Origin of the sequence: Streptomyces sp. NPDC058086, from assembly GCF_042885015.1 — a bacterium.
Classification (GTDB): Bacteria; Actinomycetota; Actinomycetes; order Streptomycetales; family Streptomycetaceae; genus Streptomyces.
In genome coordinates, this window is record NZ_JBHVST010000002.1 from 30749 (window position 1) to 53957 (window position 23209).

Annotated in this window: 20 protein-coding genes; 12 read left to right on the forward strand and 8 right to left on the reverse strand. The window is 71.5% G+C overall.

Annotated elements, in window-relative coordinates; genetic code table 11:
* Positions 1–90: 90 nt before the first annotated feature.
* Positions 91–1614, reverse strand: coding sequence for a DUF4331 domain-containing protein (locus ACFVWD_RS01665; protein ID WP_168490256.1), 1524 nt, complete (start codon positions 1612–1614; stop codon positions 91–93).
* A 274-nt stretch (positions 1615–1888) separates the two neighbouring features.
* Here ACFVWD_RS01665 and ACFVWD_RS01670 point away from each other — a divergent pair, with 274 nt between their 5' ends.
* The 3 genes from ACFVWD_RS01670 (at position 1889) to ACFVWD_RS01680 (ending at position 3825) form a co-directional block, all read left to right on the forward strand.
* Entirely contained in the window at positions 1889–2431 is a 543-nt protein-coding gene (locus tag ACFVWD_RS01670) for a sigma-70 family RNA polymerase sigma factor (RefSeq protein WP_075027766.1), read from the forward strand.
* 184 nt (positions 2432–2615) lie between these two features.
* Positions 2616–3440: an anti-sigma factor domain-containing protein gene (locus ACFVWD_RS01675; RefSeq protein WP_389593283.1), complete on the forward strand. Its 825-nt coding sequence runs from the start codon at positions 2616–2618 to the stop codon at positions 3438–3440.
* A gap of 115 nt (positions 3441–3555) precedes the next feature.
* Entirely contained in the window at positions 3556–3825 is a 270-nt protein-coding gene (locus ACFVWD_RS01680; protein WP_389593285.1) for a hypothetical protein, read from the forward strand.
* 247 nt (positions 3826–4072) lie between these two features.
* Here the strand turns inward: ACFVWD_RS01680 and ACFVWD_RS01685 are convergent, their stop codons facing one another.
* Both ACFVWD_RS01685 and ACFVWD_RS01690 read right to left on the reverse strand, forming a co-directional pair.
* Positions 4073–4855, reverse strand: a complete 783-nt coding sequence (locus tag ACFVWD_RS01685; protein WP_389593287.1) for an ABC transporter permease — start codon at positions 4853–4855, stop codon at positions 4073–4075.
* Complete coding sequence (locus tag ACFVWD_RS01690; protein ID WP_389593289.1) at positions 4852–5829, reverse strand: ATP-binding cassette domain-containing protein; 978 nt, start codon at positions 5827–5829, stop codon at positions 4852–4854. The genes ACFVWD_RS01685 and ACFVWD_RS01690 overlap by 4 nt, the downstream gene beginning before the upstream one ends.
* Positions 5830–5893: 64 nt before the next feature.
* Between ACFVWD_RS01690 and ACFVWD_RS01695 the strand changes: the two genes are divergently transcribed.
* Positions 5894–6607 (forward strand): TetR/AcrR family transcriptional regulator, encoded by a 714-nt coding sequence (locus tag ACFVWD_RS01695; protein ID WP_389593291.1) that lies wholly within the window; start codon positions 5894–5896, stop codon positions 6605–6607.
* Between the two features lie 27 nt (positions 6608–6634).
* On the opposite strand, the gene ACFVWD_RS01700 is transcribed toward ACFVWD_RS01695, so the two are convergent.
* Genes ACFVWD_RS01700 through hmgA form a run of 3 tightly spaced genes read right to left on the reverse strand, consistent with a single transcriptional unit; the run spans position 6635 to position 9985 of the window.
* On the reverse strand, positions 6635–7825 hold the full coding sequence (locus ACFVWD_RS01700; protein ID WP_389593292.1) for a type ISP restriction/modification enzyme: 1191 nt from the start codon (positions 7823–7825) through the stop codon (positions 6635–6637).
* Between the two features lie 41 nt (positions 7826–7866).
* Positions 7867–8616, reverse strand: coding sequence for a GntR family transcriptional regulator (locus ACFVWD_RS01705; RefSeq protein ID WP_389593294.1), 750 nt, complete (start codon positions 8614–8616; stop codon positions 7867–7869).
* A gap of 28 nt (positions 8617–8644) precedes the next feature.
* The gene (gene hmgA / locus ACFVWD_RS01710) at positions 8645–9985 is read right to left on the reverse strand and encodes a homogentisate 1,2-dioxygenase (protein ID WP_389593296.1); all 1341 of its coding nucleotides are present in this window, start codon (positions 9983–9985) and stop codon (positions 8645–8647) included.
* Positions 9986–10186: 201 nt separating this feature from the next.
* Here hmgA and ACFVWD_RS01715 point away from each other — a divergent pair, with 201 nt between their 5' ends.
* The 8 genes from ACFVWD_RS01715 to ACFVWD_RS01750 all read left to right on the forward strand — a co-directional run bounded on the left by ACFVWD_RS01715 (position 10187) and on the right by ACFVWD_RS01750 (position 21138).
* Positions 10187–10834: a nuclear transport factor 2 family protein gene (locus tag ACFVWD_RS01715; RefSeq protein WP_389593298.1), complete on the forward strand. Its 648-nt coding sequence runs from the start codon at positions 10187–10189 to the stop codon at positions 10832–10834.
* A complete protein-coding gene (locus ACFVWD_RS01720; RefSeq protein ID WP_212727649.1) occupies positions 10831–11448 on the forward strand; it encodes a TetR/AcrR family transcriptional regulator in 618 nt (205 codons plus the stop codon). The genes ACFVWD_RS01715 and ACFVWD_RS01720 overlap by 4 nt, the downstream gene beginning before the upstream one ends.
* A gap of 204 nt (positions 11449–11652) precedes the next feature.
* Complete coding sequence (locus tag ACFVWD_RS01725; RefSeq protein ID WP_389593300.1) at positions 11653–13911, forward strand: molybdopterin oxidoreductase family protein; 2259 nt, start codon at positions 11653–11655, stop codon at positions 13909–13911.
* 153 nt (positions 13912–14064) lie between these two features.
* Complete coding sequence (locus tag ACFVWD_RS01730) at positions 14065–15489, forward strand: CitMHS family transporter (protein WP_389593301.1); 1425 nt, start codon at positions 14065–14067, stop codon at positions 15487–15489.
* 162 nt (positions 15490–15651) lie between these two features.
* Positions 15652–16881, forward strand: coding sequence for an MFS transporter (locus ACFVWD_RS01735; protein ID WP_389593303.1), 1230 nt, complete (start codon positions 15652–15654; stop codon positions 16879–16881).
* Positions 16882–17128: 247 nt separating this feature from the next.
* Positions 17129–18472, forward strand: coding sequence for an ABC transporter ATP-binding protein (locus ACFVWD_RS01740; RefSeq protein ID WP_389593304.1), 1344 nt, complete (start codon positions 17129–17131; stop codon positions 18470–18472).
* Positions 18473–18586: 114 nt separating this feature from the next.
* Complete coding sequence (locus ACFVWD_RS01745; RefSeq protein WP_389593305.1) at positions 18587–19975, forward strand: aldehyde dehydrogenase family protein; 1389 nt, start codon at positions 18587–18589, stop codon at positions 19973–19975.
* An 80-nt stretch (positions 19976–20055) separates the two neighbouring features.
* Positions 20056–21138, forward strand: a complete 1083-nt coding sequence (locus ACFVWD_RS01750) for a Zn-dependent alcohol dehydrogenase (RefSeq protein ID WP_389593307.1) — start codon at positions 20056–20058, stop codon at positions 21136–21138.
* On the opposite strand, the gene ACFVWD_RS01755 is transcribed toward ACFVWD_RS01750, so the two are convergent.
* Positions 21135–22112 (reverse strand): DMT family transporter, encoded by a 978-nt coding sequence (locus tag ACFVWD_RS01755; RefSeq protein ID WP_389593541.1) that lies wholly within the window; start codon positions 22110–22112, stop codon positions 21135–21137. The two genes, ACFVWD_RS01750 and ACFVWD_RS01755, sit on opposite strands and share 4 nt — an antisense overlap.
* 74 nt (positions 22113–22186) lie before the next feature.
* The gene (locus tag ACFVWD_RS01760) at positions 22187–22912 is read right to left on the reverse strand and encodes an ArsR/SmtB family transcription factor (protein WP_389593308.1); all 726 of its coding nucleotides are present in this window, start codon (positions 22910–22912) and stop codon (positions 22187–22189) included.
* Positions 22913–23209: the final 297 nt, after the last annotated feature.

Here is a 23209-nt window from a genome sequence, read left to right on the forward strand (position 1 = left end):
GTGGGGCGGCGCGGCCCGCCGTGGGGGTGGATGCGGGCCGCGCCAGTCGGTGGACCGGGCCCGGTCAACGGGCCCGGTCGCCAGGGCCGGTCAGTAGGCCCGGTTGTACATGCGGCGGCGCCACCACATGACACCGGCGCCGATCAGCAGGACCCCGGCCACGCCCGCCGCCGCGGAGCCCGCGATCAGCATCGTGTTGGTGCCGCCGGTGCCCGACTGAAGGGCGTCACCCAGCTGGTTCTTGACGCTGCTGCCGGTGCCCTTCGCCAGCGGTCCACGCGAACCCGAGGTGGGCTCGGCCACGTAGGGGAACGACTTCTCGAAGCTCTTGTCGTTCTTGTCGACCGAGTCCGACAGGCCGGTCTTCTGGCCGAGGAGTTCACCCTCGACGACCCGCAGCGAGGCATCGATCACGTCGTCGGCGAGCCGACGGCCGTTCGGGAAGCCCGCGTTGTCGCCGTCGAGCACACCGAGCCGCTTGGGGTGCATGCTGGGCTTGATCGAGGTGTTGAGCCGCAGCTCCTCCGCCGGGCGCACCTTGGGCGGCTGGTTGAGGCCCTTCACGCCCTTCAGGAACACGTCGACCAGGTCGTTGCGCGGCTCGGCGGGCGCCTTGATCTTGTAGATCGCCTCGATGAGCTTGGGCAGCTCCGGGTTGGTCACGTTCTTCAGGAACTGCGCGTCGTCCCAGGGCGAGGACGCGTTGAACTTGTCCTTGTCCTTCTGCGGGTTGACGACCTCGTTGACCAGCGGGCTGCCCAGGCGCGAGACCTGCGTGTAGTAGCCGCGGGCGTCCTTGCGCTGGACGGTGGACCAGATCCCGACGATCGGCTGCTTCGACGACTCCTGGATCATGTAGTTGGGCACCTGCAGGGCCAGCGTGTTGACGTTGTAGCCCTTGAGCGTGTCCCGCCCGACCTCGGACAGGTTGCCGCCGTACAGCAGGTCGAAGACCCGCAGGTCGGCGAAGAAGGGGTCGTCCGCCTGGCCGGCGAAGGTCGTCGAGTCGCCCGCGAGCTTGTACACGGCCTGGTTGCGCAGCTTCGTGTAGTCCGGCATCGAGGCCTTGCCGACGTTCGAGGGCGCGACCGGGATGTCGTCCGCGACCTTCGTCTTGGAGACCAGCTTCTGGTTGTGCAGCCGCAGCAGATCGATGTCGTAGGTCTGCGTGATGTTCAGGTCCGGGTCGTCGAGGCTGTTGACCGGGCCCGTGTTGTAGAGGAACGTGTCGCCGTTCTTGCGGTGCGTCTTGAAGGTGTACCGGTACACCAGCTCGCTCTGCGCGTCACCGTTGTTGTCGATGTGGATGTCGTACTGGGCGTCGTCGGCGAACGTGTAGAAGTTCGGCCCGCCGGCCGGCTCCTCGAAGGGTATGAAGTTGGCGATGACCGTCGTCGTGTCCGGCTTGTCCGGGCTGACGAAGGCGTACAGGTCGGTGTTGTCGTACTGGGGAGTGCCCGAGATCAGCGGGGCCTCCCGGTGACTGGAGGCGGAGGCCGCCCCGGGGTCCAGCGCGGCTACGCCGGCGGCTACGAGCCCCCCGGCAGCCAGCGCACCGCAGACGAGGGTCGCGAGACTCCTGCGTCCCAAGCCACTCCTGGAGATAGGTGTCATGCCGTCCGTCCTCAGATCCCAATTGCCTGACGCACGCCATTCGGAGCGGTCGCCGGGGTGGATTGGTCGAATCCCAAACGTTCTTACGGCGGGTTTCGCGGCTCGTTTCATCGTCGGGCCGGTTTCTTTCACGGCGCTCTCAGAGACCCCTCATCACTCTTTGGCAACCGACCCGCGTTTTGACTGCCGTGATCCGTAACCCATCCGGAGGCGCTCGCGCTGCGAACATGTAGGTGCAGGGACAGGCCGCGCGCGGCCGGAGAGGGGGGAACGAGTGGAGGCGGACGAACTTCTGGTGCTCGTGGCCGGAGGCGACCAGAAGGCATTCGAGGAGCTGTACGGGCAGGTGTCCGGGCCCGTGTTCGGACTCGTACGCCGCGTGGTGCGGGACGCGGCCCAGTCGGAGGAGGTGTCCCAGGAGGTGCTGCTCGAACTCTGGCGCTCCGCCGCCCGGTTCGACCCCGGCCGGGGCAGCGCCCTGTCCTGGATCCTCACCCTCGCGCACCGGCGGGCCGTCGACCGGGTACGCAGCGCCCGCGCGGCCACCGAACGCGAGCAGCGCGAGGGGCAGCGCGCCCATCATCCCGCCTTCGACCAGGTCGCCGAGGAGGTGGAGGCCGGGCTCGAACGCGAGTGGGTACGCCGCTGCCTGGAGCGGCTCACCACCCTGCAACGGCAGTCCGTCACCCTCGCCTACTACGACGGCTACACCTACCGCGAAGTCGCCGAACGCCTCTCCCTGCCGCTCGGCACGGTCAAGACACGCATGCGCGACGGTCTGACACGGTTGCGCCACTGCCTGGGAGGTGCGGCATGAGCGCGCGTCGGACACCGCGCCGTGCGGACGGCGTGCCGGGCCGTCAGGCCCCCGCACCCACCTTCGAGTTCGCCCGCCAGGGCCGTGTTCCACACCCGAGGCGCCTTCCCCCCGGCTCCCGACACCCCCGTATCCGCGCCCTGGAACTGCCCAGCCGCGCCCCGCACCCCCAGGGAGGCGTCGTATGAGCGTCCTCGACCGTCTGCTGCGCCGCGATCTGCACTCGCTCGCCGCTCCCTACGCTCTCGACGCGCTGGAACCCGACGAACGCCGCCGCTTCGAGCGCCATCTGCGGGGCTGCCCCCGGTGCGAGGCCGAGGTGCGGGAGCTGGGCGAGGACGCGGTGCGGCTCGCCTGGTCCACCGCGGCACCCGCCCCGGCCGCCCTGCGCGAACGGGTCCTGACCGCCGTACGCACGACTCCTCAAGAGGCGCCAGACCCGTCGCACCCCGCCCACCCGTCGCAGGCGTTGCCGAACGGCGTGCCCCGTGGGCGCGCGGCGCACGGGCCCGCGCGCGGCCGGACCCCGCGCTTCCGGTCGCTGCTCGCCCCGCTCTCCACCGCCACCGCCGCCGCGGCGCTCGTCGTGGCGTCCCTCTTCGCCGTCCAGGCGACACAGACCCAGGACAAGCTGGACCAGGAGCGGGCCCAGGCACGTGAGATCGCCCACGTTCTGGCGGCCCCCGACGCCCGGGCGACGAGTGACAGGGATTCACAGGGCCGCGGAATCGGAGTGGTTGCCTCCGCATCGGAGCGGCGCGCCGTCGTGACCCTGAGCGGACTCGGTACTCCGTCGGGGGGGCGCGTGCACCAGTTGTGGCTCATGCGCCCCAACGTGCAACCGCGCTCCCTCGGGCTCTTCGAGGGCGACACGCCCTTGATAGCCGACGGACTGAATACGAACGCCACGTCACTCGCTGTCACCGTCGAGCCGCAGGGGGGCTCGGCGCAGCCCACCACCACGCCCGTTGTGCAACTCGCCCTGAAATCGGTTGGATTCGGAGAGTGACCGTCAACACCCGTACGGGGAAGGTGAATCCTGCTCCCGCGATACACGAGTGCCATGAGGGAGCGATAGGGTTAGCCTGCCCGGGCCGGGTGGACTCGTACGGGTGGGGAGAGACATGGAACAGATAACAGTGCGCAGCAGGGCACGTGTCCCTGCGATCACCTGCGGGAGCAGCGCGACCAGTTCGCGCCTCGACCGCCATCTGGCGGTGCTGGGCGGCCCTGCCGTCCCGCAGCGCGAGACGGCCGAGGCGACTTCGCTGATGCGTGAGCTCACCGCGCGTGACTCCGCGCACGACAGCAGTGGGAGGGGCGCGCGCGTACGGCGGGTCTCGCTCTTCGCCCCTCTGAAGCGGCTGCGTCGTTCGCTGTTCGGCGGCCACTAGTACGGTCGCGCGGTACTCGAACCCGCGCTCAGGCGACCACACCGCCCCGGCGTAAGCGCTGCGTTCTCGCCGCCCGTCGTCCCCACGGCACGCAGCGCCGCCCCGGTGTGCTCCCCGAGCGCGGGTGCACCCCCGTTCGTCTTTTTGTGCGCCTCGTTCCCACCCGGCGGCGCGCGGAGGCTCCCCTCTCTCCCTCCTCCCGGCCCTCGCCGTCGTCAACCCCGGGTGCCCGAGCCCCCGTTGGGATTCATCGCTCCCCGGTCGCGTATCGGCGCACGGCGAGCGGCACGAACACCGCGAGGATGACGGCGCACCAGGTCAGCGCCCCGGCCACCGGGTGTGTCACCGGCCAGGCCCCCTCGCCCGGCACCGGTGCGTTTCCGAAGAGATCCCGCAGTGCCGTGGTCACCGCGCTGATCGGATTCCACTCGGCCACCGTGCGCAGCCAGCCGGGCAGGTTGTCGGTGGGGATGTACGCGTTCGACAGCAGCGGCAGGATGAACGTCGCACCGCCCAGTTGCCCGGCCGCCTCCTCACTCTGTGAGGCGAGCCCCAGCACGATGCCGATCCATGTCGTCGCGAACCGGAAGAGCAGCAGGAGACCGACGCCGGCCACCGCCCGGAGTGCCGACCCCTCGATCCGCCAGCCCACGGCCAGCCCGACCAGCATCAGCGGCACCGTGCCCACGGCGGTGACCGCGAGGTCCGCGAGCGCCTGTCCGAGCGGCACGGCGGCCCGGCTCATCGGCAGGGTACGGAAGCGGTCCATCACGCCCCGGTGCGAGTCCTGGGCGGACTGGAACATGCCGGTCATGATCCCATTGGCGGCGGTCGCCACCAGTAGTCCCGGCAGCAGGAAGGCGCGGTACTCCTGTCCGGGTGTCGCGAGGGCGCTGCCGAAGACATAGCCGAAGAACAGCAGCATCGTGATCGGCATGCTCTGGGTGAGGATCAGCAGTCCGGGATTGTGCCGGATCCGCCGCAGGTGCCGCCCCAGCATCGCGGTCCCGTCGTACGCCAACGTGCTCATGTCGCAAGCTCCTTGCGGTCGGTGCGGTCGGTGCGGTCTCCGGTGAGGCGCAGGAAGACGTCGTCGAGCGTCGGCGGGCGCAGGCTGGCGTCGAGCAGTGGCACCCCCGCGGCGTCGAGTTCACGGACGAACCGGGGCAGGGTCAGGGTCGGATCGGTGGTCACCGCCCCGACCGCGTGCCGCTCCGGGGCGAACGTCGGTTCGGAGCCGGTGAGCCGGTCGAGGACGGCCGCCGCGCCGGGCATCGCGTCGGCGTGGGCGACGACGACCTCCGCGTACGAGCCGATGAGCGCCTTGAGTTCGGCGGGCGATCCGGTGTGTGCGACCCGGCCGTGGTCCACGAGTGCGATGTCGTCGGCGAGCCGGTCGGCCTCCTCCAGGTACTGCGTGGTCAGCACTACCGTCGTGCCCTCGTCCCGCAGGGCGCGCACGGCCTCCCAGATCTGGTTGCGGCTGGCCGGGTCGAGCCCGGTGGTGGGTTCGTCGAGGAAGAGCACCTCGGGGCGGCGGATCAGGCTCGCCGCGAGGTCGAGGCGGCGCCGCATACCGCCCGAGTAGGTGGACGCGGGCCGGTCGGCGGCCTCGGCGAGCCCGAAGCGTTCGAGGAGTTCACCGGCGCGCGTGGGAGCGTCCCGCATCCGGTGCAGCCGCGCGAACAGCCGCAGGTTCTCCCGGCCGGTGAGGTCGCCGTCGACGGAGGCGTACTGCCCGGTGACCCCGATGGCGCCGCGCACCGCGGCCGCCTCCCGTATGAGGTCGTGCCCGGCGACCCGCGCCGACCCCGCGTCGGACCGCAGCAGCGTGGTGAGCAGGCGCACCGCCGTGGTCTTGCCCGCGCCGTTCGGTCCGAGCACCCCGCAGACGGTGCCCTCGGCCACCGCGAGATCGAGCCCGCGCACCGCGTGGACGACCTCCCCCTTGGTTTTGAAGCGCTTCTCCAGACCTTCACTAAGTACGGCGTACGTAGTTGTCATGGGGCGACCATAGCGCACTACGTACGCTGTACGTAACTAGGATGGTGACGAGGTGATCGACGACATGACAGGGCGCAGTGCCGTACCCGAAGTGATCTGGGCCCGCCCCGAGCGCGCGGGCCGTGGTCCGCGGGCGGCGTACAGCCGGGCGGACATCGCGGCCGCCGCGGTGCGGATCGCGGACGCGGACGGGCTCGAAGCGGTCTCGATGCGGCATGTGGCCACCGAGCTGGGCTGCGGCACGATGTCGCTGTACAACTACGTCCCGCGCAAGGAGGACCTGTACGAGCTGATGGTTGACGCCATCAGCGGTGAGCACGACTCCTGGGAGCCGACGGGCGACTGGCGCGCCGACATGCTCCGCGTCGCCCATCAGACCCGTGCCCTCATGCACCGCCACCCGTGGCTGCCGCGCCTGATGTCCCCGGTCTACGGCTTCAGCCCCAACGCCCTGCGCTACCTGGAGCACTGTCTCGTCTGCCTCGACCCGCTGGACGCGTCGTACGGCACGAAGATGGAGCTGATCGCGATGCTCAACGGCGTGGTGACGACGTACGTCGGCAACGAACTGGCCACCGCCGAACGCACCCGCTCCCTGCCCTGGTCCGAGGAGCAGGAGCAGGCGATGCGGATCGCCTACCTCGGCAGCCGGATCGCGACCGGCGCGTATCCGCGGATGGCGGCCGCCTTCACCCGGGATGCGGGCCCGATCGACCTGGAGGCGGTGTTCGAGCGGGCCCTGGGGCGGGTGCTGGACGCGTTCGAGCCAAAGGGTTAGGCCTACGCGGCTGTCGGACCTGCGGGTTCAGATGAGCGCGAACTGTCCCTCGGGGCCCTCTTCGTGGTGATCGAGGACGGACGCGGGCCGGTGCGCCGCCTCCGGTACCGGCAGCACGCCCGCCTTGCGCAGCTCGGTCCGCGTGATCGGCGAGTCGATCGTCAACTCGGCCAGCTGGGGGCGGAGTTCCGCGAGCAGTGTCAGCACCGTGATGAGTTCCAGGAGCTCGGACGTCCACGCCTGCGGCCAGCCGGCGGGCCGGATCGCCTCCAGGGTGCCCGGCCCGGCCGGTTCCGCCGGCTCGGTCCTGGCCGCGAACCACTGCTCCAGGACCCGCACTCCGCCCACCTCGAAGTCCCAGGCCTCCGGCGGCACGGGCGAGATACGGCCTTCGTCGAGGAGGAGGGCCTCCTCGTCGCGGTCGTAGCGCACGTCGAGAGGGCGCGACGGGAGCGGGGCGCGGACATAGGGGCGGCGGCCACCGGGGAGCTTGGGGCGCTCGCCGTCGCGGCGCATCAGCCACAGCATCCGGCGCCCCAACGCGACGCCGTTCGCCCACGCCTGCGGATCGGCGGTGAGCGGGACGGCACACCCGTCCCGGCCCGACCGCGCGACCGCGACCGTCCAGGCGAGGACGTCGTCGGGTTCGGGGGAGTGGCCGAGGCGGGCTCCGAGGTGCTCCAACAGGCCGGGCGCCAGATTCGGTTCGAGGCCGCCGGGGCGCCGGTGGAGGGGGCGGACACGGCCGCCGCGACCGGCGCTCAGCGGCAGCACGGACGCGACCAGCAGCACCGGCCCCGACGTGTCCGGCACCACCGTCTGCTCCACCACGAACACCTGCCGCTCGTCGGCCACCCGCCACAACTCCGGGCGCGCCGCGTCGATCAGCCGGTGGTCCGGGATCAGCCACTGCTCGTCGAACGGGCCGTGCAGGACGCGTACCGGCTCCGGACAGGGCCCCGACTCCCGCTCCAGCCGGGCCGTCCCACTGGACTGCCCGGGCAGCTGCCCGACGGCCGAGTGCGTGGTGCGCGAGCGCGTCGGGCCGAACAACGCCTCGCGGCCCTGCCCCTCGGCCTTCATCAGTGCGTCCCAGCGCGCCTTCAGGGACGCCGCGTCGGGCGCCGTCGGCCACCCCCGGCCCAGCCTCGGCGGTGCGACGGACCACGGCATGAGGTCCGCGAGCAGCGGAGCGTCGGCGTGCGTCACGCCCGGCATCGTACGACGTGGGCGTCGCGCGCCGGTCTCGTACGCCATCGTCAGTGGGCGTCGAGGGTGACCGTGAAGGAGAAGCGGTCACCGCGGTAGTGGATGCGGGCCACGTCCAGGGCGCGGCCGTCCTCGCCGTGCACGATGCCCGTGTAGTGCAGGATCGGGCTGAGCAGCGGCACCTGGAGCAGCCGGGCCGTCTCCGGATCCGCGAGCCGCGCCTCCACCGTGTCGGTGATCCGGCTGATGCGTACGCCCACCACGTCCCGCAGCACCTTGGTCATGGGCCAGCGCACCAGGTCCTGCGGGTCGATCAGCGCGGCCAGTTCGGGACGGACGTAGTTGCGCGCGTGGTTCGTCGGCTCACCGGTCTTCTCGTCACCGCGCAGGCGGTGGTACGTCCCCACCTCGGCCAGATCCGGGAAGTGCTCGGCGAGTTCGGCCGGCACCGGCACGCTCCCGTGGTCCAGCAGCTCGGTCGTCATGCCCGACTGCTGCGCGACGATCGTGTCCACCGAGCCCAGCAGCCGCACCGGAGCGCCCCGTTGCGCGCTCGGCTCGATGAACGTGCCCCGCCGCCGGTGGCGGGTGATCAGCCCCTCGTCCTCCAGCTCCTTGAGCGCCTGCCGCATGGTGAGCACACTCACCCCGTAGTGGCCCGCCAACCGCTTCTCGGTGGGCAGGCGCAGCGGGTCCTGGGGCGAGCGCCCGAGTATCGAGGCGCGCAGGGACTGCGACACCTGGTACCAGAGCGGGAGTTTGCGGTTCAGGACGATCGAGTCCGGGGCGAAGGAGGTCACGAGGGATATCCGTACCGGTCGCCGACGCTCAGTGCAACGGGCCGAAGTGCCGCTGGAGGCCCTGCCACACGTCGTCGTACCCGCGCTGCAGATGCTCCGCGTGCGCCGCCTGCGCCGTGGCGGTCACCGGCCACCGGGTCTCGAACATGAACGCCAGCCCGTCGTCGATCTTCTGCGGCCGCAGCTCGGCGGCGGAGGCCCGGTCGAAGGTCTCCCGGTCCGGCCCGTGCGCCGACATCATGTTGTGCAGCGAACCGCCCCCCGGAACAAAGCCCTCCGCCTTCGCGTCGTACGCCCCCTCGATGAGCCCCATGTACTCGCTCATCACGTTCCGGTGGAAGTACGGCGGCCGGAAGGTGTCCTCGCCCACCAGCCAGCGCGGCGCGAACACCACGAAGTCGACCCCGGCGAGGCCCGGGGTGTCGCTCGGCGAGGTCAGCACCGTGAAGATCGACGGATCCGGGTGGTCGTAGCTGATCGTGCCGATCACATTGAAGCGGCGCAGGTCGTAGACGTACGGCACATGGTTGCCGTGCCAGGCGACGACATCCAGCGGCGAGTGGTCGTAACTCGCCGTCCAGAGGTTGCCGCAGAACTTGTTGACCACCTCCACCGGGCCCTCGACATCCTCGTACGCGGCGACGGGGGCGAGGAAGTCCCGCGCGTTGGCCAGTCCGTTGGCGCCGATCGGGCCGAGGTCGGGCAGTTGGAAGGGTGCCCCGTAGTTCTCGCACACATAGCCGCGGGCCGACGGGCTCTGCCCGCCGCCGGGCTCGGCGTCCAGCAGCTCCACCCGGAAGCGGACCCCACGGGGAATCAGCGCCACCCGGCCCGGCTCCACGTGCAGCAGCCCGAATTCGGTCCGCAGCAGCAGCCCGCCGCGCTCCGGCACGATCAGCAGCTCCCCGTCGGCGTCGCTGAAGACGCGGTCCATCGAGGAGTCCGCGTGATACAGGTGCACGGCCATACCGGTGCGCTGGGCCGCGTCGCCGTTGCCACCCAGCGTCCACAGGCCCGCGAGGAAGTCGGTGCCCCGCGCCGGCTCCGGCAGGGGGTTCCAGCGCAGCCGGTTCGGGTCGGGCTCGGTCTCCGTGAAGGGCGCCGAGCGCAGCGCCCCGTTGTCCGTGCGTGTGAACGCGGGGTGCGCGGCCGACGGACGGATCCGGTACAGCCACGAACGCCGGTTGTGCGCCCTCGGCTCCGTGAACGCCGAACCGCTCAGCTGCTCCGCGTACAGCCCGAGGGGGGCGCGCTGGGGCGCGTTGCGGCCGTGCGGCAGCGCCCCGGGGAGCGCCTCCGAGCTGTGTTCGTTGCCGAATCCGGTGAGGTAGGTCAGCCCCTCGGCCGTCTTCCTCGCGTCCCCGCTCATGATCGCTCCCTTGCGCCTGATTCCTATGCTTCACCGTAGGATTCAGTCTTTTCGCGCGCAAGAGGTACGCCGAGGGGCGTGGCCGGCGAACGCGCGGCGCCGGAACCTCCGTGCGGAGTACACCCCAGGGCTGGCGGCACGGCCCAAGAACCCGACTCCAGGGGGATTCGCCTGTCAGAGCGTTGTTCTAATCTCCCCGGCATGTCGTGGAAGCGTGGACTGCTCGCCGCGCTCGCGCTCTGCGCTCTGCTCGGCGGATCGGCGGGCTGCGGCACCGGTGCCGCACACGAGCGGAGGGACGCGGTGGCGCCCTCGCCCGTGGGCAAAATCCTGGACGAGACGGACAAAGAAGGACGGCACTACCGTGAGGTCGACAAGAAGAGCGCACCCGAGGTCGCCATCGAGGTCCAACCGGCCTCCGGCGACGGCTGGGACGTCCGCCTGACCGTCCACCGCTTCCGCTTCTCGCCCGCCGCCGCCAAGGCGGAGGCCGTGGCCGGCCGCGGCGTCGCGCTGCTGTCCCTGGACGGCCGGAACCTCGCCACCCTGCGCACCGCCGCGTACCACCTCACCGGCGACCTGGTCCCACGCGGCACCCACCACGTCACCGCGCGCCTCTACGCCGACGACCACACGGCGTGGGCCGTCCACGGCAAGGCCGTCGAGAGCACGGCGGACATCACCGCCTCCGGAACCGCCGCGTCGACCCAGCCCTCGACACCTGCCTCGCCGCCCCCGTCGACCCCGTCGGCCCCCGCGTCCACGCCGGCATCGACGGCGAGCGGGAACGGCGTCGCGGGCCGTACCGACACGGGAGGTTCACCGGATCCCGGCGGAAAGGCATCATGAAGCCTGTGCCCCAAGCGACCTCGCTGCGCCGCGCGCCCGTTCAGCGGCGCAGCGCCGAACGACTGACCAGGATCCTCGACGCCTGTGCCGACCTCCTCGACGAGGTCGGCTACGACGCCCTGAGCACCCGGGCCGTGGCCCAGCGCGCGGGCGTCCCCATCGGCTCCGTCTACCGCTTCTTCGGCAACAAGCGCGCCATGGCCGACGCGCTCGCCCAGCGCAACCTCGAGCGCTACACCGAACGCGTCACCGAACGCCTGCGGGCGACAGACGCGCAGGGCTGGCGCGCCGCCATGGACGCCGTACTCGACGAGTACCTCGCCATGAAGCGCACCGCCCCCGGCTTCTCCCTCGTCGACTTCGGCAACCAGATACCCGTCGGCACCCGCGACGCCGAGCCCAACACCCGCGTCGCCGACCGCCTCACCGACCTCCTCTCCGACTACCTCGACCGCACCCCCGACGAGGACCTCCGGCGCACCTTCCTGGTCGCCGTGGAGGCCGCCGACAGCCTGGTCCACCTGGCCTTCCGCATCGCCCCGGAGGGGGACGAGCGGATCATCGAGGAGACACGGGAGCTGCTGCGCGCGTATCTGGCCAGAGTTCTGGACTGAACCGCACCACCGCATCTACCGCTCCACCGCATCCACCGCTCACCGCATCCACCGCTCTGTCGCTGAAGCGCGCGGGCCGGAGGGGGAGATGAGGTGCGCGATTTTCCGACCTCACCCCCTTCAAGCCCTCCCTCTCATCCGTACCGGTCGGTATGCTCGGCCCGGTCCGTGTGTCACCGCTGCCACCGTCCTCCGGGAGGACCCGTGTCCCGCACCTCAGGCGCCACCCCCGACTCCCGCACCGCCCTGCGCGTCTGCCCCCTCTGCGAGGCCACCTGCGGGCTGACCCTCACCATCGAGGGCACCCGGGTCACCGGCGCCCGCGGCGACCGCGACGACGTCTTCAGCAAGGGGTTCATCTGCCCCAAGGGCGCCTCCTTCGGCGCGGCCGACGGCGACCCCGACCGGCTGCGCACCCCCCTCGTCCGCACGGACGGCGAACTGCGCGAGGCCACCTGGCAGGAGGCCTTCGACGCGATCGCGGCGGGCCTCGGCCCGGTCGTCGAGCAGTACGGCCCGCACGCCCTCGGCCTCGTCCTCGGCAACCCGAACGTGCACACCATGGCCGGCGCCCTCTACCCGCCCGTCCTGCTCACCGCGCTCCGCACGCACAGCGTCTTCACCGCCTCCACGCTCGACCAGATGCCCAAACACGTCTCGAGCGGCCTCCTCTACGGCGACGCCAACGCGATCCCGGTCCCGGACCTCGACCACACCGACCACCTCCTCCTCATCGGCGCCAACCCCCTGGAATCCAACGGGAGCCTGTGCACCGCCCCCGACTTCCCCGGCAAGCTCAAGGCACTGCGCGCCCGCGGCGGCACCCTGACGGTCATCGACCCGCGCACCACCCGTACCGCCAAACTCGCCGACCGCCACGTGACCATCCGCCCCGGCACCGACGCCCTGCTGCTCGCCGCGATGACATACGTCCTCTTCGAGGAGAAACTCGTCGACCTGCGAGACCTCGCCCCGCACGTCCAGGACGTCGAAGAACTCTCCACCGCCGTACGGGACTTCACCCCCGAGGCCGCGAGCGAGGCCTGCGACGTGGACGCCGACACCATCCGGGCGCTCGCCCGCGAACTCGCCGCCGCCCCCACCGCCGCCGTCTACGGCCGCATCGGCAGCTGCACCGTCCCGCACGGCACCCTCGCCAGCTGGCTCGTCGACATCCTCAACATCCTCACCGGCAACCTCGACCGCCCCGGCGGCGCCCTCTTCCCGCAGGCCGCCACCGACAAGATGCCCCGCCCCGCCGGACCCGGCCGCGGCTTCGCGCTCGGCCGCTGGCACAGCCGGGTGAGCCGCCACCCCGAGGCCAAGGGCGAACTCCCGCTCGCCGCGCTCGCCGAGGAGATCGACACCGCCACACCCGAGGGCAGCCCCGTCCGCGCCCTCATCGCCATCGCCGCCAACCCCGTACTGTCCGCACCCGACGGCAACCGCCTCGACAAGGCCCTCGGCTCCCTCGACTTCATGGTCAGCGTCGACCCGTACCTGAACGAGACCGCACGCCACGCCGACGTCGTGCTGCCGCCGCCCCCGCCCTCGCAGAGCGCCCACCACGACTTCGCCTTCAACACCCTCGCCGTACGCAACCAGGTCCGCTACAACCGCCCCGCCGTCCCCCTCGAACCGGGCCGCATGGCCGAGACCGAGATCCTCGCCCGGCTGGTGCTCGCCGCGACCGGCATGCACGGCGCCGACCCGTCCGCCGTGGACGCCATGGTCATCGACTCCACCCTCGGCAAGGCCGTCCGGGACCCGCACGGCCCCGTCCACGAACGCGACCCGAAAGAACTCGCCGCGCGGCTCACCGGCGAGAGCGGACCCGAACGCAGGCTCGACATGATGCTGCGCCTCGGCCCGTACGGCGAGGGCTTCGGCGCCCGGCCCGACGGCCTGAGCCTGGAGAAACTGCTCGCCCACCCGCACGGCATCGACCTCGGACCGCTGCGCTCACGTCTGCCGCAGCCTCTGAAGACGCGCAGCGGGAAGATCGAGCTGCTGCCGGCACCGATTGTCGACGATCTTCCCCGGCTGCGTGCCGCTCTGCGTGAGCGTCCGGCGGCGATCGTCCTCGTCGGCCGCCGCCATCTGCGCTCCAACAACAGCTGGATGCACAACGTCCCCGCCCTCACCGGCGGCACCAACCGCTGCACCCTGCACATCCATCCCGAGGACGCGGCACGCCTCGGCCTCGCCGACGGGGCGGCCGTGCGGGTCAAGGGCGCCGGGGGAGAGGTGGTGGCCCCGGCCGAGGTCACGGACGCCGTACGACGTGGGGTGGTGAGCCTGCCGCACGGCTGGGGGCACGACCGCCCCGGCACCCGGATGAGCCACGCGGCCCTGGACCCGGGCGTCAACGTCAACCAGCTCCTCGACGGCTCGCTCCTCGACCCGCTGTCGGGTACGGCGGTGCTCAACGGGGTGCCCGTGGAGCTGGCGGCATGCCCGTAGCGGCCCCCGCTCACCGAGACAAGCCTGTGACCTGGAGTTTTGCGCTTATTGCTCGCGTGTCAACATCTTGTTAACGCAATCTTGCGCGACCTAACGTCAACGCACCGCCGGCCCTGGTGGGAGTTCAAGGGCGAACGTTAGGTAATCCAACTCATGCTGACCATCCTCGGCTTCACCATGATCGCGACCTTCCTGGTCCTGATCATGCTGAAGAAGATGTCGCCGATCGCGGCGCTCGTGCTGATCCCGGCACTCTTCTGTGTCTTCGTCGGAAAGGGCGCCAAGCTCGGTGACTACGTCATCGACGGCGTCACCAGCCTCGCCCCCACGGCGGCGATGCTGATGTTCGCGATCGTCTACTTCGGTGTGATGATCGACGTCGGTCTCTTCGACCCGATCGTCCGGGGGATCCTCAGGTTCTGCAAGGCCGACCCGCTGCGGATCGTGGTCGGCACGGCGATCCTCGCCGCGATCGTCTCCCTCGACGGCGACGGCTCGACCACCTTCATGATCACGGTCTCGGCGATGTACCCGCTGTACAAGCGCCTCAAGATGAGCCTGGTCGTGATGACGGGCGTCGCCGCCATGGCCAACGGCGTGATGAACACGCTCCCCTGGGGCGGCCCCACGGCCCGCGCCGCGACCGCGCTGAAGCTCGACGCCAGCGACATCTTCGTCCCGATGATCCCGGCCCTCGCCGTCGGCCTGCTCGGCGTCCTCGCCCTCTCGTACGTCCTCGGACGCCGCGAGCGGGGGCGGCTCGGCGTGCTGACGCTGGACGAGGTCCTGGAGTCGGAGACCGAGACGGTGCTCGTCGGCGCGGGTGCGGGCGCCTCCGGCGACGGCGACGGCGCCGTCACGAAGAAGGCGGCACGTGCGGGTGGTTCGGGCTCCGGCTCGGGCGTCGACGCCGATCTGCCCGAAGCGGACGACGACTTCCAGGGTCTCGACCCCCACCGCGCCACCCTGCGCCCCAAGCTCTACTGGTTCAACGCGCTCCTCACGGTCACCCTGCTCACCGCCATGATCATGGAGTGGCTGCCGATCCCGGTCCTCTTCCTGCTCGGCGCCGCGCTCGCACTCACCGTCAACTTCCCCCACATGCCCGACCAGAAGGCCCGCCTCGGCGCCCACGCCGAGAACGTCCTCAACGTCTCCGGCATGGTCTTCGCCGCCGCCGTCTTCACCGGCGTCCTCCAGGGCACCGGCATGGTCGCCCAGATGTCCAAGTGGCTGGTCTCCAACATCCCCGACGGCATGGGCCCGCACATGGCCCTCGTCACCGGCGTCCTGAGCATCCCGCTCACCTACTTCATGTCCAACGACGGCTTCTACTTCGGTGTCCTCCCGGTCCTCGCCGAAGCGGGCCAGGCACACGGAGTCTCGTCCCTGGAGATCGCCCGCGCCTCGCTCGTCGGCCAGCCGCTGCACATGTCCAGCCCGCTGGTGCCCGCCGTGTACGTCCTCGTCGGCATGGCGAAGGTCGAGTTCGGAGACCACACCAGGTTCGTGGTGAAGTGGGCGGCGCTGACTTCGCTGGTGGTGTTGGGGGCGGGGATTCTGTTCGGCATCATCTGACGGACGGATGGCGACTGACAGAGTCTGTCATCTGATATCTGTCATCTGAAATCCGTCATCCGTTATCTGTCAGTCGATATCGGTCAGTCGGTATCCGTCATCTGCCACCTGTTCTCTGAAATCCGTCATCTGTTATCCGTCATCGGATGGAGGGGTGTCCCCGTGAGGCCCGGTCGGAACCGCGGCTGGCTGCTGCGCCTCGTCATCGCCTTCGGCTTCGCGCAGGGGGCGGTCTCGATGGCCCGCCCCGCCGTCTCCTACCGGGCCCTTGCCCTGGGCGCCGACGAGCGCGCCATCGGTGTGATCGCCGGTGTGTACGCCCTGCTGCCCCTCTTCGCGGCCGTACCGCTGGGCCGCCGTACCGACCACGGTCGTTGTGCCCCGCTGCTGCCCGTCGGGGTCGTCCTCATCGCGGGCGGTTGCGCGCTCAGCGGTACGGCGGACTCGCTGGGGGCGATGGCTGCCTGGAGCGGGGTGATGGGCCTCGGTCACCTCTGCTTCGTCATCGGTGCCCAGTCGATCGTGGCCCGGCAGTCCGCGCCGCACGAACAGGACCGCAACTTCGGCCATTTCACCATCGGCGCCTCCCTGGGCCAACTGGTGGGGCCGATCGTCGCGGGCCTCCTGATCGGGGGCCCGGACAGGGCGGGCAGCAGCGCACAGGCGCTGCTCGTCGCGGGTGGGCTCGCCGCGGTGTCGTTCAGCTCGCTCTGGCGCGTCGAGTACCGTACGCCCGCCGAGTCCCGTACGGCTCAGGGTGACCGCGTGCCCGTGCACCGCATTCTGCGTGCCCGGGGCGTACCCGCCGGAATCCTCATCAGCCTCTCCGTGCTGTCCGCGACGGACATCCTGACCGCGTATCTGCCCGTGGTCGGTGAGCACCGGGGCATCGCGCCGTCCGTGATCGGTCTGCTGCTCAGTCTGCGCGCGGCGGCGACCATCGCCTGCCGGCTGGTCATGACGCCGATGCTGCGACTGCTGGGCCGGGCGGCGCTGCTCACCGCGACCTGTCTGGTGGCCGGTGTGCTGTGCGCGGGTCTCGCGCTGCCGGTGCCGGTGTGGGCGCTGGCCGCGATGCTGCTGGTCCTCGGCTTCTGTCTGGGCGTCGGCCAGCCGCTGTCCATGACGACGGTCGTGCAGGCCGCCCCGGACGAGGCCCGTTCCACGGCCCTCGCCCTGCGGCTGACCGGCAACCGTCTGGGGCAGGTGGCTGCCCCGGCCGCGGCGGGGCTGGTCGCCGGGGTCGCCGGAGTGGCCGCGCCGTTCGTGATGCTGGGCGCGCTGTTGGTGCTGTCCTCGGGGATCGCGCTGCGCTCGCCGAGGAAGGCGCCCGCCGAGCGTGCCGAGCCCGTACGGTCCGGGGTGCTCCTGCGTCGCAAGAGCGACATCTGACCTTCCCGACCGGCCCGACGAGGGTGCGGCGAAGTGTCTGTCGGGCCGGTAGATGATCGTCCGTTTCCGCCGCACCGGAACAGGGACGGGAACCGCGGCGGGAACCGACACGCCGGATCCCGCCGGGTGTCTTCCCCCAGGTGGTCGCGGTCCGTTAACTTCCGTGACTCATACGTCCCTTGCGGCCCGCTCGGGGCGTCTCGACCGCGGAGCGACAGCGCCCTGTGAGCCCCCGGGGGCACCCTTCATGACACGCGCCATCTCCCTGCACCAGGTCAGCAAGTCGTATACGCGCGGTGTGCGCGTGGTGGAACGGCTGTCGCTGGACATCCGGCCGGGCGAGTTCCTCGTACTGCTCGGTCCCTCCGGCTGCGGCAAGTCGACCGTGCTGAGGATGATCGCCGGTCTGGAGGACGCCACCGAGGGCGAGGTGCGCCTCGACGGTGAGAACGCGGGCGATCTGCCGCCGTCCGAGCGGGACATGGCGATGGTCTTCCAGAACTTCGCCCTCTACCCGAGCATGACGAGCCGCGACAACATCGGCTTCCCGTTGCGCATCGAGACCCCCGGCGAGGACCCGCGTCCGCGTGTCGACGCCACCGCCCGGATGCTCGGCATCGAGGACCTCCTCGACCGTTTCCCCCACCAGCTGTCGGGCGGCGAACGTCAGCGCGTGGCAATGGGCCGTGCGATCGCCCGCCACCCCTCCGCCTTCCTGATGGACGAGCCGCTCTCCAACCTCGACGCCAAGCTCCGTAACCATCTGCGCGCCGAGATCGCCTCGCTCACCAGGGAGTTGGGCGTCACCACGGTGTACGTCACCCACGACCAGGCCGAGGCGTTGTCGCTCGGCGACCGCGTCGCCATCCTGCGCGGCGGCGTCCTCCAGCAAGTGGGCACACCCCGCACGGTCTACGCGCTGCCGGCGAACGTCTTCGTCGCCGCCTTCATCGGCACCCCGCGCATCAATCTGCTGCGCGGCCTGGTCCGGGCCCCGCTCGACGGGGCGATGACGATCAGCCTCGGCAAGCAGTATCTGCCGCTGCGCGAGCCCTGGTCGGTGGATCAGCGGTTGCTGCGGGTGCAGCAGGGCCGCGAGGTCATCGTCGGGCTGCGTTCCGAGGCCGTCCGCCTGGCCAAGCCGTCGGAGGCCCGGCCCGGCGAGGTGGCGATCAGTGGTCTCGTCGAGCACGTGGAGTTCCAGGGGCACGAGGTGCTCGTCCACTTCAACACCGGCTCGCGGCCCGCCTTCGTCCCGGACCTGGAGGCGCCGCGCCCGGTCCGCCCGGTCAGGCGCCGCCGTCGCGAGGGCTCGCTCCTCGACCGTCTCCGGGACCGCCGGGCCGGTCTGCGGGCCGGGCCGGTGGTCGACCTCGACGACCCCGCCGACGCGGGCCCGGCGCGCGACGACGAGACACCGCCGGAGGGCCGGCTCCCCGGCGACCTGGTCGTCCGCACCACCCCCGACTTCGACCTCCGGCACGGCATGCAGGTGCCCCTCCTCGTCGACCTCGCCCATCTGTTCGTCTTCGACCGGCACGGCGAACGCATCTGCCCCGCTCCGGCGCGGCTGCCGGACCTGGACGAGTGAGGTGAGCAGGGTGAGTCGCGGGAAGACGTCTGGCGCCTGAAAACTAACACCGCTAGTTTGTGGTTCGGACGACGCCGCGAGGCGGACGGCACGCCACCGCCCGGGAGGAACACGATGAAGGCACATGACGGCATGTACATCGACGGTGCTTGGCGCCCCGCCGCCGGGACGGACACGATCGAGGTCGTGAACCCGGTGGACGAACAGGTTCTCGGCCGGGTTCCGGCGGGCACGGCCGAGGACGTCGACACCGCCGTACGGGCCGCCCGTGCCGCCTTCCCGGCCTGGGCCGCGACCCCGCCCGCCGAGCGGGCCGCACGGCTCGGCGCCCTGCGTGACGTCCTCACCGCACGCAAGGACGAGATCGCCGAGACGGTCACGGCGGAACTCGGCTCCCCGCTGTCCTTCTCGCAGGCGGTCCACGCGACCGTACCGATCCTGGTCGCGGGCTCGTACGCCGGACTGGCGGCCTCCTACGCCTTCGAGGAGAAGGTCGGCAACTCGACCGTGTACCAGGAGCCGATCGGTGTGGTCGGCGCGATCACGCCCTGGAACTACCCGCTGCACCAGATCGTCGCCAAGGTCGCCCCCGCGCTCGCGGCGGGCTGCACGGTCGTCCTCAAGCCCGCCGAGGACACCCCGCTCACCGCCCAGCTCTTCGCGGAGGCGGTCGCGGAGGCGGGCGTCCCGGCCGGCGTCTTCAACCTCGTCACCGGCCTCGGCCCGGTCGCGGGCCAGGCCCTCGCCGAACACCCGGACGTGGACCTGGTCTCCTTCACGGGCTCCACGGCGGTGGGGCGGCGGATCGGAGCGACGGCCGGTGCGGCGGTCAAGCGGGTCGCCCTCGAACTCGGCGGCAAGTCCGCCAACGTCATCCTGCCGAGCGCCGACCTCGCCAAGGCCGTCAACGTCGGCGTCGCCAACGTGATGTCCAACTCCGGCCAGACGTGCAGCGCCTGGACCCGCATGCTCGTGCACGCCGCGCAGTACGAGGAGGCGGTCGAACTCGCCGCGACCGCCGCGGCGAAGTACGGGGACCGCATCGGCCCGGTCGTCAACGCCAAGCAGCAGGCGCGGGTGCGCGGTTACATCGAGAAGGGCGTTGCCGAGGGCGCCCGGCTGGTCGCGGGCGGCCCCGAATCCCCGCGCGAGCAGGGGTATTTCGTCCAGCCGACCGTCTTCGCGGACGTCACCCCCGAGATGACGATCGCGCAGGAGGAGATCTTCGGCCCGGTGCTGTCGGTGATCCCGTACGAGGACGAGGAGGACGCCGTCCGGATCGCCAACGGCACGGTGTACGGGCTCGCGGGCGCGGTGTGGGCGGGTGACGAGGCCGAGGCGGTCGCCTTCGCGCGACGGCTCGACACCGGGCAGGTCGACATCAACGGCGGCCGGTTCAACCCCAGTGCCCCGTTCGGCGGTTACAAGCAGTCGGGGGTCGGACGAGAACTGGGCGCGCACGGCCTGTCCGAGTACCTCCAGACGAAGTCCCTCCAGTTCTAGCCCGTTCCACTCCATCCCACTCCACTCCGTTCCACTCCAATCCAGTCAGTTCCAGAGTTCTGGGCCCGAGGAGCTTTTACGTGGTTCGCGCTGCCGTACTTCCCGCCGTGGGCGCTCCCCTGGAGATCGCCGAGATCGACCTCCCGGAACCCGGTCCCGGCCAGGTCCGCGTCCGGCTGGCCGCCGCCGGGGTCTGTCACTCCGACCTCTCGCTGTCCGACGGCACCATGCGGGTGCCCGTCCCCGCCGTCCTGGGCCACGAGGGTGCCGGGACCGTCGTCTCCGTCGGGGAGGGCGTGACGGGTGTCGCGCCCGGCGACGGAGTCGTCCTCAACTGGGCGCCCTCCTGCGGCAGTTGCCACGCCTGCTCGCTGGGGGAGGTGTGGCTGTGCGTCAACGCGCTGACCGGCGCGGGGGACGTGTACGCGCGGCGCGCCTCCGACGGGAGTGATCTCCATCCCGGGCTGAACGTCGCCGCGTTCGCCGAGGAGACCGTCGTGGCCGTCGGCTGCGTACTGCCCGTCCCGGACGGCGTCCCCCTCACCGACGCCGCCCTCCTCGGCTGCGCCGTCCTCACCGGGTACGGCGCCGTCCACCACTCGGCGCGGGTCCGTGCCGGAGAGACCGTCGCCGTGTTCGGGGTGGGCGGGGTGGGGCTCGCGGCGCTCCAGGCGGCGCGGATCGCGGGCGCGTCGCAGGTCATCGCGGTGGACATCTCTCCGGAGAAGGAGTCACTGGCTCGCGCGGCCGGCGCCACGCACTACGTCGTCGCCTCCGACACCACCGCCCGCGAGATCCGCTCCCTCACCGGCAAGCAGGGTGTCGACGTCGCCGTCGAGTGTGTGGGCCGTGCCGTGACCATTCGCGCGGCCTGGGACTCCACCCGCCGCGGGGGCCGTACGACGGTCGTTGGCATCGGTGGCAAGGACCAGCAGGTCACCTTCAACGCCCTGGAGATCTTCCACTGGGGCCGCACGCTGTCCGGCTGTGTGTACGGCAACTCCGACCCTGCGCGGGACCTGCCGGTGCTGGCGGAGCATGTTCGGGCGGGGCGTCTGGATCTGGGGATGCTGGTGACCGAGCGGATCGGGCTGGACGGGATCGCGGGGGCGTTCGAGAACATGGTGGCGGGGAAGGGCGGGCGAGCGCTGGTGGTGTTCTAGGGCCGATCCGCCGGACAGGCCTGCTCGTCCGCGGGTGGGTGGGGGCTGGTCGTGCGGGTTCCCGCGCCCCTGACAGCCTTGGACCGGGGGCGGGAGCGGGACACCGCGACCCCGGTCAGGCACAGTGCGCCGCCCGCCAGGGTGAGCAGCGCCGGTACCTCGTCGAGGAACAGCCAGGACATCGCGACGACGAGCGCGGGCACCGCGTAGGTGGTCGCGCCCATGCGGCTCGCGGTGGTCCGGGCCAGCGCGTACGCCCAGGTCGTGAACGCCAGCGCGGTCGGGAAGACCCCCAGGTAGAGCACGTTGAGAGTGGCGGAGGCGGGCGCGTCCGCGACGTCGTGGACCAGCTGTCCCGCGAACGGCAGGCACACCACGGCCCCGACCAGACAGCCGAACGTGGTCACCTGGAGGGCGCTCGCCCGCCCGAGCGCCGGCTTCTGCGCGACGACCCCCGCCGCGTAGCCGACGGCGGCGAGCAGACACAGGACCACCCCGAGCACCGAGGAACCGCCCTCGCCGGACATCGACAGCCCCACCGCGACCGCCCCCGCGAACGACACCGCCATGCCCGCGAGCAGCCGAGGCGGCATCGCGTCGCCGAGCAGCCGGGAGCCGAGCAGTGCGATGAGGATCGGGCCGATGTTCACGACCAGCGCCGCCGTGCCGGCGTCCACCTGCTGCTCACCCCAGTTGAGCACCACCATGTAGAAGCCGAACCAGAGCAGGCCGGATATCGCGATCCCGCGCCAGGCCGCGCGCGGCGGCCACCCCTCCCTGCGTACGAGACAGAGGGCGCCCAGCGCGACCGAGCCTGCCAGCAGCCGCCCGAGTGCCAGCGCGCCCGGCGAGTACGCCGCGCCCGCGCTGCGGATCGACACGAAGGCAGAGGCCCACAGCACGACCGTGACGGTCGCGGCGCCCGCGGCGAGCAGCTCCGCGCGACGGGCGGGCGCGGGGGAAGTGGCGTTCATCATGGTCCCGAGGCTAGGTGGGGTACGGGGGAGAGTGCTCGCGGATTTCGGACGCCGCGGTGGGGTGTGATCGCTCAGCCGAGTGCCGTCGCCTCGATGCCCAGGAGTTCCGCGAAGGCCCGCTCGCCGTCCGGCGTGACCTTGACCGCGCGCTCCGAGCCGATACGTACGCACCAGTGGGCGTCCAGGGCGTGGCGGCACAGGGCCGCGCCGGCGGTACCCGCGAGGTGGGGGCGGCGTTCGGTCCAGTCGAGGCAGGCGCGGGTGAGGGGGCGGCGGCCGGTGCGGTTCAGGTCGATGCCTGCCTCGTCGAACCATCGCAGGCCCGCGTCCGTAAGCGCGAACCCGGTGTCCTGACGGAGCAGGCCGCGGTGGGTGAGGGCGTCGGTGAGGGTGATGCCGAGGCGGCCCGCGAGGTGGTCGTAACACGTGCGGGCGCGGGCCATCGCGGAGCCCGTGCCGGCTTCCCGCAGGGTGCGGGGGCGTCGGGTGGCGTCGGGTACGACCTGGGCGGCGAGGTCCTCGACGAGTTGGGCGACGTGGGGGTCCGCGAGTCGTAGGTAGCGGTGTCGGCCCTGTCGTTCCTCGGCGAGCAGGCCGCCGGCGACGAGCTTGCCCAGGTGTTCGCTGGCCGTCGAGGGGGCGACGTGGGCGTGCCTGGCCAGTTCCCCCGCGGTCCAGGCGCGGCCGTCGAGCAGCGTGAGCAGGAAGGTGGCGCGGGTCTCGTCCGCGAACATCGCGGCCAGCGCGGCGAGTCCCGGTGCGACCGGATCCGTCGACCTCGTCATGCCGCCCATCATCCGCCCCGTACAGTTCGGCCCCCGCCGAACGGTCTCCGGGCCGCGGGGGTTCTTCGGCCGCGGGTGAGTGGGGGCTGACCGCGCAGTTCCCCGCGCCCCCAAGACGGGGCTTCGCCCCGCATCCCCCGCCCGCTCGACGCTCTTCGGGTGCCGGGCGGTGGGGGCTGGGCGCGCAGTTCCCTGCGCCCCTAAAAGCCTCCGGCCCGTCCGGCGTTCGATGACGAGGCCCATCGGGCGATGGGGCGCCGGGGCGCAGCCCCGTGCCCCAGGGGCGCGGGGAACTGCGCGCCAAGCCCC